13 protein-coding genes are annotated in these 11,286 nt (G+C 74.2%); 10 read left to right on the top strand and 3 right to left on the bottom strand.

The annotated features are described in order from the left end of the window. Nucleotides 1-695 precede the first annotated feature (695 nt). Nucleotides 696-893, top strand: a complete 198-nt coding sequence (locus ACIQUR_RS35160; protein WP_403673428.1) for a hypothetical protein — start codon at nucleotides 696-698, stop codon at nucleotides 891-893. Nucleotides 894-2,098: 1,205 nt separating this feature from the next. Here the strand turns inward: ACIQUR_RS35160 and ACIQUR_RS35155 are convergent. Next, nucleotides 2,099-2,320 (bottom strand): hypothetical protein, encoded by a 222-nt coding sequence (locus ACIQUR_RS35155; protein WP_403673427.1) that lies wholly within the window; start codon nucleotides 2,318-2,320, stop codon nucleotides 2,099-2,101. Between the two features lie 270 nt (nucleotides 2,321-2,590). Continuing rightward, a complete protein-coding gene (locus ACIQUR_RS35150) occupies nucleotides 2,591-3,382 on the bottom strand; it encodes a hypothetical protein (protein ID WP_403673425.1) in 792 nt (263 codons plus the stop codon). A 442-nt stretch (nucleotides 3,383-3,824) separates the two neighbouring features. Here ACIQUR_RS35150 and ACIQUR_RS35145 point away from each other — a divergent pair, with 442 nt between their 5' ends. Further along, complete coding sequence (locus tag ACIQUR_RS35145) at nucleotides 3,825-4,106, top strand: hypothetical protein (RefSeq protein ID WP_403673424.1); 282 nt, start codon at nucleotides 3,825-3,827, stop codon at nucleotides 4,104-4,106. 400 nt (nucleotides 4,107-4,506) lie between these two features. Here the strand turns inward: ACIQUR_RS35145 and ACIQUR_RS35140 are convergent, their stop codons facing one another. Continuing rightward, the gene (locus tag ACIQUR_RS35140; protein ID WP_403673422.1) at nucleotides 4,507-5,259 is read right to left on the bottom strand and encodes a GntR family transcriptional regulator; all 753 of its coding nucleotides are present in this window, start codon (nucleotides 5,257-5,259) and stop codon (nucleotides 4,507-4,509) included. Nucleotides 5,260-5,782: 523 nt separating this feature from the next. Here ACIQUR_RS35140 and ACIQUR_RS35135 point away from each other — a divergent pair. From ACIQUR_RS35135 to ACIQUR_RS35100, 8 genes are all read left to right on the top strand, one after another. Next, on the top strand, nucleotides 5,783-6,178 hold the full coding sequence (locus ACIQUR_RS35135) for a WhiB family transcriptional regulator (protein ID WP_403673430.1): 396 nt from the start codon (nucleotides 5,783-5,785) through the stop codon (nucleotides 6,176-6,178). Continuing rightward, on the top strand, nucleotides 6,175-6,885 hold the full coding sequence (locus tag ACIQUR_RS35130) for a hypothetical protein (protein WP_403673420.1): 711 nt from the start codon (nucleotides 6,175-6,177) through the stop codon (nucleotides 6,883-6,885). The genes ACIQUR_RS35135 and ACIQUR_RS35130 overlap by 4 nt, the downstream gene beginning before the upstream one ends. Beyond that, nucleotides 6,882-7,340 (top strand): hypothetical protein, encoded by a 459-nt coding sequence (locus ACIQUR_RS35125; protein ID WP_403673419.1) that lies wholly within the window; start codon nucleotides 6,882-6,884, stop codon nucleotides 7,338-7,340. Before ACIQUR_RS35130 ends, ACIQUR_RS35125 begins: the two co-directional genes overlap by 4 nt. Continuing rightward, nucleotides 7,337-8,461 carry a hypothetical protein gene (locus ACIQUR_RS35120; protein WP_403673417.1) on the top strand — a complete coding sequence of 375 codons (1,125 nt, stop codon included), beginning with the start codon at nucleotides 7,337-7,339 and terminating at the stop codon, nucleotides 8,459-8,461. The genes ACIQUR_RS35125 and ACIQUR_RS35120 overlap by 4 nt, the downstream gene beginning before the upstream one ends. Nucleotides 8,462-8,670: 209 nt before the next feature. Continuing rightward, nucleotides 8,671-8,850, top strand: coding sequence for a hypothetical protein (locus tag ACIQUR_RS35115; RefSeq protein WP_403673415.1), 180 nt, complete (start codon nucleotides 8,671-8,673; stop codon nucleotides 8,848-8,850). Further along, nucleotides 8,847-8,987, top strand: a complete 141-nt coding sequence (locus tag ACIQUR_RS35110) for a hypothetical protein (protein ID WP_403673413.1) — start codon at nucleotides 8,847-8,849, stop codon at nucleotides 8,985-8,987. Before ACIQUR_RS35115 ends, ACIQUR_RS35110 begins: the two co-directional genes overlap by 4 nt. After that, nucleotides 8,984-9,139: a hypothetical protein gene (locus ACIQUR_RS35105; RefSeq protein ID WP_403673411.1), complete on the top strand. Its 156-nt coding sequence runs from the start codon at nucleotides 8,984-8,986 to the stop codon at nucleotides 9,137-9,139. Before ACIQUR_RS35110 ends, ACIQUR_RS35105 begins: the two co-directional genes overlap by 4 nt. 253 nt (nucleotides 9,140-9,392) lie before the next feature. Then, nucleotides 9,393-11,165, top strand: a complete 1,773-nt coding sequence (locus ACIQUR_RS35100; RefSeq protein ID WP_403673409.1) for a DUF2637 domain-containing protein — start codon at nucleotides 9,393-9,395, stop codon at nucleotides 11,163-11,165. The last annotated feature ends 121 nt before the right edge of the window (nucleotides 11,166-11,286 follow it).

Raw genomic sequence — 11,286 nt, 5'->3', positions numbered from 1 at the left:
CCCGCGGAGCGGGACCCAGAGCGCTGCGCGCTCTGGAAGTGATCCACCGCGCTGCGCGCGGTGGCCGGCCCTTCGGGCCGGTGCGGCCTGCGCTTCGCTTCGGCCGTGGTCAGTTCGCTTCGCTCTCTGACCTGCGGTGATGCGCTTCGCGCCTCACCGGTCGGGCTTCGCTTCGCTCTGCCCGGGGCCGGCCGCTCCGCGGCCTGCGGGGCCAGGTCCGCTCCGCTCCCCCGGCCCTGGGCCCGCTTCGCGGGCGGCTAGCAGCAGCGGGAGGGCCGGGCGCTGTGGTCACGCTCCCCCAGCCGGACCCAACCGAAGGGCCCTCGCGGGGCCCTGACGGCCCGTCTACGGCCTTCTGAGCTGCGAGAATCCCCCAGGGAGGAACGGGTGGAGAACGGCCCGCACAAGAGCGTACAGGGCTCCGCGGGTTCAGCGCCACACCCCGAGTATCACCAAATGGCACCTGTCTGACGGTGCGTCATGTTTGTTCTCTGCAATTCCAGTGTCGCCTTTATGAATTGTAGTGAGCCTTTTCAATTTGCCTGAAACTGGTTTTGGCGGGCACCTCAATAACCGATTCCTCGGCGGGATTTGATGTGCGTTTCGGGTGCGGGCCGCCCCGATCGGGTGGGGTGCTGGACTGATGTGCGGGTCCTGGCTCGGGCCCGGGTTGGCCGTCCCGGGAGACTGGCGGCATGATCGCGCGCCGCCTGCTGGGCACCGGCCCCCGCCCCGTCACCGACTCCCCTGCCCCGCCCCTTCCCCGGGCCCGTCTCGCCGCCGAGCTGGCCCCGTCGGCCCCGGCCGCCGAGGCCGATGGCCCCGCAGCGCGGTCCGCCGCTGAGTCCGGCCGGCGCCGCCTGGGCCACGGGGCCGCGGACACGGGCGCCTGAGCTGTCGTCACCGGTCGTGTGCGGACCGCCCCTTGACCAGGGAGAGCAAACCGGGAGGTCAAGGGTGAAAGAGGGCGGGTCAAGGGGGTGCGCCGAGGGTGGGCAAGCCCAGGCTTGCCCACCCTCGGCGGGCTGTTACCTATCCGGTTACCAGGCTGGTTACCCCGGACCCTGTTACCGGCTCTGACCTGGGCGGAGGCTCCCGTGACCGGCCTTCCTTCGGGGAGGTAACACCAGGCTTGCCCAGCAGCAGGGGAGGCTTGCCCACCACCGTGCGGGCAGGCTTGCCCACGCCCGGCCGGGCGCGGCAGGGCTTGCCCTGCAAGTTGCCCCACAACTTGCTCTACGGCCTGCCCTACAACGTGCCCTACAAGTTGCTCTCCAACTTGCCCCCAGCCTCCCCGGCCGAGCGTCGGAACCGCAGGTCAGGGCCCGTGGTCAAGGGGCTCTGCCGGGGCCGACTTCTTCCGTACGGGACCCCGTTTGGCGGTCCCGGCGGCCGTGTGGCCGGCCCACCTGCGGCCGCCGGGGCGGGGGTTGCACCGGAAGGTGCTCCCACAGGTGGCTGCACAGGTGTACTAGGGGTTGCACCGGCGGTAGGGCCAGCGGTGGGAGCCCCCCAAATCGGACACCCCGCGTTCCCGCTGGTCAGCCCCCGTGGGCAAGCCCCTCACCTGCGACGACACCTCTTTTCCTGCGGTAGCCAGGAAGAGGTTCAGAGCTGTCCGGGGGCGGGGCGGCGGCCCGGTCGCGGCCAGCTGTCGCGCCGGTCGCACGCCCGGGCCCCTGGTCTTCCTGCTGCTGGTCACCCGCCCCGTGTCGCGCCGACCCTGCGGCCCACGCGACAGGACGACGCGACAGCCTCGCGCGCCACGTGTTGGGCGGCCCGGTGGTACTGCCCCCAGAGCGCTCTGGGCACCGGGCCTCGCCCGCGCACGCCAGATCGGCGCGGGCTGGGCCAGACCTTAGCCCCGGCCCGGCCGGCGCCCGCCCCGAGGGACGGGCGGGACCCGGCACGCGCGCGTGCAGGCGCGCACCTCGACCCCGCCCGTTCATCGGGCCCACGGCGGTGATGAACCGCTGTGTGACACCGTCCGGCGGCCCGTGTGACAGGCCTGTGTGACACGGGGGCTGACACCTGACACTGACACCGCCGTCCCGCGCCCCGAGGGGCCCTGGGCCTGGTCAACGGCCGTTCTGACGTGTCAGGTGTCAGCCCGGGGCGCGGGCACGGCCGCAGGCGGCTCCAGGCCGAGCTGGACGGCGGCCAGGGCCACCGCCTCGGCCACGGACAACCCGTCCCCGCCGTCCCGGCCAGCCTCGGCCCGCAACCGCTCCGCCCGCGCCGCCAGCAGCTCGGCCAACTCCCGCTGCGGCTCCCGAAGGTTCCGGCAGCCACGCCGCCGCCCCGCGTACCGGTGGTCCATCCCGGCACCGTAGAGCCGAACCCGCCGCCCTCTCCGGCCTGACAGGGCCCGCTCCACCCAACCGGCCGAGCCGCCACCACCCCGGATTTCCGCAGGTCAGCCCCGACTCCCGGGATTCCGGGAGTCGGGGAACCATCGGCCTTCCCGCCGCGCTCCGGAGCACCCCGCACGAACCGCGGGCCGCAGAAGCCCATCTGAGCGCCTTTCAGCAGCCGCTCCCACCCGAGGGACGGGAATCGCCTCCGAGGCGCTCAGAGGGCCGTACAGCGGCTAGAACGGGGCGGTGGCGGCCTGGTCCTCCGGCTGCTGGGCGTAAGCGGCCAACTCGGGGTGCTCCGCCGCCAGCTGCTCCCGCAGGCGCCGGGTCTCCTCCGCCTCGGCGGCCCGCCGCGCCCGTACGGCCGCGCTGCGGACCGCCTCCCGCTCGGCGTGCTCGGCGTACGCGTCGTCCAGCATCGCGCCCCACTTCGCCGCCGCCCTGGCCCGCTCGGCCTGCGCCGCGTACTCGGCCTCGGCCTCGGCCCGCAGGCCCGCTGTGGCCCGCTCGATCTCCTCGGCCTCGGCCCGGTCGTGGCACTTCCAGCACAGGCCGTCCTCCGGCCGCGGGCCGTGCCCGGTCGCGTCGCAGTCCTCGCCCTCGCAGTCCCACCACACCGGCGCCGGCCCGGCCTCCCGCGGTCCGGGCACCAGGCCCTGCCGCCGGGCCGCCTTCCGGTCCGCCCGCCGCTGCTCGCACGCCGGACACGCCGTGTCCCGGTCGATGGTCACGCCGTCCTCGCACATCGGGTCCGGGCAGTCCGTCGACGGGCGTACCAGGCCCACCGCCACCCCGACCGCCGAGCCGATGCCCTTGCCGCCCTCGGCCGCGTCCATGGCGTAGCCGTGGTTCCACCACCGCCTCCGTACGCGCTCCGCCAGCTGCTCCGGGGTCCGGCCGCCGTCCAGCGCGGCCAGGATCGCGTCCCGGACCACCGGCAACCGGTACGCCGGCAGCAGCGCGGCCAGGGCCTCCGGCCAGGCAGCCTCGACCTGCGCCACCGCAGCGGCCTGCTCGGGGGACATCCGCACCCCAGGCTTGTCGGCCTTCCCCGACCGCGAACCCTGGTTCGGCGCGTCAGCGCCGTCGGACGCGGCGGAGCCGCTCGCGGCCGCTCGCGCGCCACTACCGGTAGTAGGCCTACGGCCGTCACCACCGGCTCGCGCCGGAGGCGCTGGATTGTTCTCGGATGGTGACTCGGAAGGTGACTCAGAAGGTTGGGGGACTACAAGTCCCTGGGGTAGGGACTTGTAGTCCCTGGGGTAGGGACTTGTAGTCCCTACCCCCCCCTCCGAAATGTCTGTTTCGACCCGGGGACTGTCAGTCCCTGGGTCGGAGGCTGCAGCGGTTTTCTTCGGGCGCTTCACGCCCTTGTCCGCCCGCGCCTTCTTGGGAGGCGCGGGGGCCAGCGCAGGGCGCGTCTCAGGGGTGATCGGGGCGCGCCCCAGGTTGGCGCGCTGCTCGTTGATGGACTCCAGCTGGGCCGCGCTCCACCACTCGGCCGGGATCATGACCTCCCAGATCACGGGCCGCTGCTCCTTGGGGATGGACAGCCACGCACGCGACTGGTGCTTGGTCTGGCGGCGCAGGATCCCCCGGGACTCCATCGCGCGGCACTTCGCGCCGGCGGTCTTCCGGTCCACCCGCGCCGCGGCGGCCAGGGTGGGGTACGAGCGGAAGCAGTTCATCCCGTCGAAGTCGCCCTTGACCACCAGGGCCGCCAGGACGGCACGCTCCTCGGCGTCGTAGACCGGGGCGTGATCGATGGCCCACAGGACCGGGTACATGCTCACCGCCCCACCCCCGCTCGGGTGGACCCGCCGCCGTGACCGGGGCCATGTGGTGCTCGGTGTGTCGTTCCACGTACGCTCATCAGTGAGCGCACCTCCCGTTCCTTGCAGATGCGTGGAGTGCTTCTCCGTCCCGGGCCGTGAACCCGGGGTGGACCTCCGAGCCCCGCCCACCACGGCGGGGCTCGTTGCGTTGTGGGGACATGCTCCCGCACCCCCATCGAAATGCTTGGACGAAATTCCGTCCGTGGACGTTTCGGGGGCAATCCAGAAGCGATCGAAAATCCGTGCTGTGGCGTGCAGAGCCGAACCATAGATTGGGCACTACTCGCGAACTACGGTTTCCGTGCATTCGCATATTAGTTATTCGGTGTTTCGGTAGCAGCCTGAGAATTCAGGGAGGTGGCCCACCTGAGAATGGTTGCGCCTCCCGCGACCTTGACGGCTACCTCCACGACGCGGCCGTCTGCCAGATAAACCGTCCGGACGACCTGAGTGACGATTACCTCTCCGGCAGTGAGGCCGAGCGCGGACTTTTCGGATTCCGTCGCGAAACGAGAGGTGACTTCTTCCAGGACGTGGTCCTGGGGGGAGTTCAGCCGCTCGGCCGCCAGCTCACGAGACCCGCCGGTGGACACCGGCTCTGTCAGCTCGGGCGTCACGGCGATCACGTACGCCGGGTAGTAGGAGCTGCTGACGTGCACGGGGACGCCGTTGCGGCTAACCACGCGGCGCCGCACGTGTACGGGGGTGCCCGGGGCCACGTCCAGACGCGGCGCTACCACTTCATCAGCGCCGACTGTTCCGATCTCCAGGATGTGCGAGGTTTCGCCGCCGGCCAGAGCGCTGCCGGTCGTCTCGTGCAGGCGCACCCGGGCCGCGATGTTGTTGCTGATCGGGCCAGCAACGATCGTGCCCACGCCAGCCTTCGGCAGGGTCAGACCCTCCTGCTTGAGCAGCCGAAACGCCCTGTTGGCGGTCGTCTGGGCCACGCCGAAGTGCTCGCTGGCCTGGCGCAGCGACGGCATCGTGTCGCCCGGCCTGAGCGCTCCGTCCTGGATCTGCTTGCGGTAGTACGCAGCGATCTCTGCGTACCCGGTTGTCTCGGTCATTCCGGACCCTTCCCTGGCTAGTGCCGCACTCCCCCGAGTACAGCGGTGCACCTCTGAGGCTAGACCACGGAGTGTTGTAGCGCTACCACTAGCGCTCTCTATCGCTAGTGGTCTACTGTTTGGCGAGTCGGCGGCACTGACCGAGCCAGACAGGTCGGGAGTTGTCGGCGCGCCTACCGACCTGCGTAAATGCGCTCTGACCTGCGCAAACGCAGACTGCCCGGCTGGTCTGTACACCAGCCGGGCAGGGCGGCGCAGGTGTTGCTGCACCTGTGCCGCTGTCGGCTCCGACGTGACTAGCGAGGAGTACCGACGTGGTGATGTTGACAGAGGTGGTGCACCGCTGGCGGTTCCGGCGCGGTGCACGCGGCGCCGTGGCGGGAACCCGGACGGCTCTGCCGCTCCGGTTCTGCACCACGGCGCTGGCGGTACCGGCCCCCGCGCCGGAGGTGCTGGGTTTGGGTGGGGATGAGCTGCGGGTGCGTGCGTCCCTGCGGGCGCTGGGAGTGGAGCTGTGAGCGCCATGCGCGGGGTGCCCCCGCTCCCGCCGGGATGGGTCGCAGCGCGTCCGGCGGACTGGCTGGACCGGCTGTGGCAGTACGAGGACTTGGCCCCGGCCCCGGCGGTGCGCCGGGAGCGGGTGGACGGTCCGGCCTGCGCGTCCGTGGACCCGGAGCTGTTCTTCCCGAAGCGGTGGGAGCTGACCCCGGTGGAGCGGGAGGCGTCGGCGGCGGAGCGGGAGGCGCTGGCGGTGTGCGCCGGGTGCCCGGTGCAGGCGTGGTGCCTGGGCCGTGACTTGGAGCAGTCCTCCACGCCGTCGCGGATTCTGGGCGTGCGTGGGGGTCTGCGTCAGTCGGAGCGGCGGGCGCTGCACGTGCGGCTGTTCGGCAAGCGGCCGAAGAACGGGGCGTCGAAGTGAGCGCCACCGCCCCGGCCGGGAAGGCCGGCCGCTCCCAGAAGCGGAAGAAGATGCAGAGCACCGCCGCGGCCGCGGCGGCTCCGGCTGCGGTGGCGCAGTCCTCGCGGTGGGGGTGGCTCCGCCGCGGTGGTGCCGCCCCGGCTGGGAAGGCCGGCCGTGCGAAGCAGCGGAGGAAGAAGCACAGCACCGGTGCGGCCGCGGTCGTCCCGGCCGTGGCGGTGCAGCCGTCGCGGTGGCGGTGGCTGGCCTACAACGGGGGCGCGGCCGCGGTCGGCCACTGCCTGCTCTGGGCTGTGTCCGGCGATCAGATGGCCGGGGCCACGGTCATGGCGGACATCAACCTGTCGCTGGTGCCGGTGGCCACGTTCACGCTCACCTGCACCGCCGCGCTCGCGGGGTGGAAGGCCGGCGGTCTGCTGCGGGGGCTCGGGCTCGCGGGTCTCGCGGCCCGCCCGGCCGCCGCGTTCGGCGCCGCGTTCTGGGGCCAGGGCACCGGACCCCTGATCACGGACTTCATGGCGTGGTCGGCCCCGTGGTCGGCGCTGCTGGCCCCGCTCGCGGTGGCCGGGGCGTTCGGCGCCGTGTGCTGGCTCTACCTGGAGCGGCACGCCGCCGGTTGGGCGCAGCCCCTGCGGTGGGTGGCCCGGATGCCGCTCGCCACCGTGACCCTCTCTTCTCTCCTCTACGCCCCGGGGGCCCTGCTGTGAACACGACTCAGATCATCGCGACGGACGTGGTGCTGGCCGCTGGGCCGGTGTTCGGGTCGGTCGGCATCTCCGGCCTGGCTCTGGCGAGCGGGCTGCTGCTGTTCCTCGGCGTGCGCGGCTCGGACCGCATGAAGCTGGACCGCGACAAGGCCGGCGGGTGGGGCATCGCGTTCGGCACGCTGGCCGTGGCGGCCGGGGAGCTGTGGGGCGACGTCGTCCGCGGCATCTCCGAGGTACCCACGTCCGTGATCCAGGGCTCCGGCCTGGGGAACATCGGCCTCGGCGGCGTGGCGCTCGCGCTGTCCATCCTCACCTTCTTCCCGAAGTGGAGGCGCACCCTGTGGCCCGCGCTGCTGGGCATCTCGGCCGGGGTCATCTACGGGCAGGCCGGCGGCATCTGGGGCATCGGCGTGGGCCTGGTCCTGAAGTTGGCCAACATCCTGGGCGCGCTGTGAGCGGGACTGGGGCGCAGGTCCGGGAGATCGTCCGGCCGGGGAACGCGCTCCCGGCGCTGGTGTCCGGGTCGGTGGTGCTGGCCGGGCTGCTGTGCCGGTGTGCTGGGCGGGCGGCCGGGTGGCTGTGGGACGTGGCCAGCGTGGACGCCGAGGCGACCGCGGCCGCGCAGGCCAAGGCCGACAAGGCGGCCCGCGCGAAGGCGGCCAAGGCCAGGAAGGCGGCCCGCGCGAAGGCCGACCAGGACGACGACGTCGAGGACGACGACCAGGAGCCGGAGGACGACGCCACGGTGACGGCGCCTGCGGTCCGGCCGGTCCGCCGCCCGGTGCTCGAATCGCTGGGGCTGGCCGCGTTCGGGGGCCTGCTGGCCTCCGGCGCGGCCGGCACCGCCGGAACCCTGCTGTGGCCGTACGTGCAGCAGCTCGGCCCGTACCAGGGCGTGCTGCTCACGGTCGGCGGCATGGGGTGGGCGGTGGCCGCCTGGACGCTGGCCCCGGCCGCGGCCGAGGACGACGGCCAGGAGCCGGAGGCCGGGGAGCAGCAGCCCGACGCCGAGGACACGGCACCGGCACCGGACCGGGGTACGGCGCTGCTGCTGCACGTGGTTGGCGCGCTGGCCGAGGCGGAAGGCGCCGGGCGGGCGGGCCTGCACCTGGACGTGGTGCTGGCCTCCGCCGTCGCGGCCGGGCTGCTGGCGGAGGGCACGGAGCAGGGGGAGTTCCGGGCCTGGGTGGAGGGCTGCGGCCTGCCCACCGCCGACAAGGTCGGCATGCGCATCAACGGCAGGCCGACCACCCGCGTGGGGCTGCGGATCGACGCCGCGACGGCGGCCCTGGGGATGTCCCCGGCGGCCCTGCTGCGGGCCCGCGCCCAGGCCTCCGTCCAGACCCCGGGGGAGACCGCCGTGGCGGCCGCTGCGGCCCCCGCCGGGGTGCCCGCTCAGGCGGTCGGGGAGAGGGCCGCCGGCACCCCCGCCGGCACCCCCGCCGAGGCCCCCGTACCGGCCCCCGCCGGCACCCCCGCACCGGCCGCCCTGCGGCTGATTCCCGGTGGGTTGCTGGGCCCCGATTCAGCCCCTTCCCCGGCCCTCTCCAAGGGGCGGGCCCAGGAAGCCCGTTAGACCGGCCTATCGGCTCTGTGACCTGCGGTTCTATCGGCCGCCTTACGGGGCCTAACAGGGGGCCTGACGCCCTTCCCTGACACCTCAGACGCCGACCCCCGAGAGGGGTCGGAAGCACCAGAAACAAGACACCCGGGACGGCCGACTTTCTTGGCAGTTGGGCGGCCGCCCCGGGGACACCTATCCCTCACGGAACAGGAGTTCCCATCATGGCATTTCGCCGGACGATCTCCCAGAGCGAGCTGGCCGAGCGCCAGTCCGACGCGGACCGCGAGCGCCACGCCACGGAGTACCAGCCCTCGCGGGGCGGCTGGTTCAAGGCCGAGCCCCAGCCGAGCCAGGAGCAGGACCGGGACAGCAGCGGCGGCCGCCGGTGGGGTCGGCGGTGAGCCGGGCGACCGCGCCGCGCTGCCACGGCCGGCGGATGCGGCAGGACCGGGCCACCCGCGGCACCTACCGGTGCGCGGTGTGCGGGGGCTGGACCACCCGCCTGATCGCCGCCTTCCTCGCCGGGGGTGCCCGGTGAACAGCGCGCAGGCTCAGGCCGAGTACGAGGCCGCCCGGCTCCAGCAGGCCCAGGCGCAGCAGCAGGCGGAGGAGGCGGCCGCGGCCATACGGGCCGCCTCGGAGGCGGCCGCCGCGCTGAACGCGGACATCGCCGCGCATCTCGGCCGCTGACCGGCCACCCCTTGCCGTGGAAGAGCACCCCTCCCCGAGGGGCAGGCCACCGCGGCCGCTCGATCCGGCGGGCCGGGACGCACCGTCCCGGCCCGCCCCCCAAGACCCTGCTCTGGAGGTTCCTGTGACGACGCACCACACGCTTGACGATCTGACCCGGCCGCCCGTGCCGTTCGCTCCGGCCGGACCGGACGCCGCTCCGGTTGGGCGGGCCGGTGCTCCGCTCCCGCGTGAGAGGGGGGAGACTGCCGGGATGAACGAGACGCTGACGCACGGCCAGACGGTAGGCCAGGGGGAGGCCATGGCCCCGGCCACTCCGGCCACGGCCGGGGCCGCTCCGGGGCCACGGCCGCCCGCTCCGGGCGGACCGGAGGCCACTCCGGCCCTGCCGCGTCTGGGCGGCCAGGGTCGGCCGGGGGTGGCCGGCCAGGGGGTGGTCATGGCCGGGGCCACCGGCCACGTGGCCCCGGCCACGGTGGCCACCCCCGAGGCCGGTTCGGCCGGGGCCGGCCGGGTCTCGAAGGTGCTCGCGGTGGCCGCGCTGGTCGGCATGATCCCGGTCGCGATCATCGGGTTCGCCGCCTCGTACACCACGGTCGCGGACAAGGCGGCGGCCGCCGGGTTCGCCGGCTGGCTGGCCCCGTGGATCCCCATCGGTCTGGACGGGGCGATCATCGGGTTCCTCGCGCTGGACCTCTACATGACCCGGCGCCGCACGCCGTGGCCGCTGCTGCGGTTCGCCGCGCACGGGATGACGGCGGCCACCGTCCTCATCAACGCGGCCGCAGGGGCGGCCGTGGCCCCGGCCGGGGTGGCCGCCGAGGTGCTGCCGACCCCGGTGCGGGTGTTCTGGCACGGGTTGATGCCGGTGCTGTTCGTGGTCGGGGTGGAGGCCGCGCGGCGGCTGATCGTGCACGCCGTGCAGCTGGAGGACGGCACGGCCATCGACCGGATCCCGCTGCACCGCTGGGCGCTGTCCCCGTGGCGGACGCCGCGGCTGTACCGGGAGATGCGGCTGGCGAACATCCGCTCCTATCCGCAGATGGTGGAGCGCAAGCGGGCGCTGGAGGGCTACAAGGTGTGGCTGAAGCAGGAACTCGGCGGGGACCTGTCGAAGGCGACCGATGAGCAGCTGCTGCCGATGACGATGGCGTCCCAGGGCTACTCCGTGGAGGAGGCCCTGGCCCTGCCCGCGAAGTGGAAGGCCGAGGCGGAGGAGCGGGCCCGCGCCGAGGCGGAGCGCGAGCGGGCGGAGGCGGAGCGGCGCCGGAAGCAGGCCAAGGCGGACCGGCTGCGGGAGCTGGCGGACGACGCCGACATCGAGGTGGCCACGTACGAGCAGGCGGCCCGCAAGGGCACCGCGGCCGCGGAGGCGGAGGCTGCCCGCGCGGCGGCGGAGGCGGAAGCGGCGGCAGCGAAGGTCGCGGCGGAGCACCGACGCACGGCGGCGGAGCGGCAGTCCCTGGCGGAGACGCAGGCGCTGGAGTCGCGGGACGCGGCGGCCGCGCGCCGGAAGGCGGCCGAGGACACCGAGAGGGCGGAGCGCGCCGAGGCGGAGGCCGAGCGCCAGCGTGCGGAGGCGGCCAAGGCTGCGGCCGAGAAGGCGAAGTGGGCGGCCGAGCAGGAGCGCGCGGCCGCGGCGGCGGAGCGGGCCGAGGCCGACAAGGCGGCGGCCACCGCGCAGAAGGCGGAGGCGGAGAAGGCGGCGGCCGCGGCCCGGTACGACGCGTCCCTGATCGAAGCGCGGGCCCAGCAGGCTGACGACTACGCCCGGCTGACTCAGCGCGAGCGGGCGGAGCGGGTCGTGGCCCGGATGCTGCTGGCGGCCGGCGCCGACCCGCAGCGCGCCCAGGAGCAGGACCAACTCGACCTGGTTCCGCTCAGCGCGGTGATGGACGCGCTCGGCGTGAAGCAGACGGCGGCCGGTGACACGCGCCGCGCGGCGGCGGTGCTGCTGGAGGGCGGCTACCGGCCGAACGGGCTGGAGACGGCGCTGGACGCGGCCTGGGCGGACTCCCGGTACTGACCTGGCACATGGCGGCGGGGGGGGCCCCCCCCCGGCGGGGGGGGGGGGCCCCCCCGGGGGGGGGGGGGGGGCCGGCCGCCCCCCCCCCCCCCCCCCGGGCCCCCCCCCCCCGCGGGCGGGC

This window comes from Streptomyces sp. NPDC101132 (assembly GCF_044759225.1).
Classification (GTDB): Bacteria; Actinomycetota; Actinomycetes; order Streptomycetales; family Streptomycetaceae; genus Streptomyces.
Note: the sequence above shows the minus strand (reverse complement) of the source record. Positions and strands in the feature narration are given on the sequence as shown.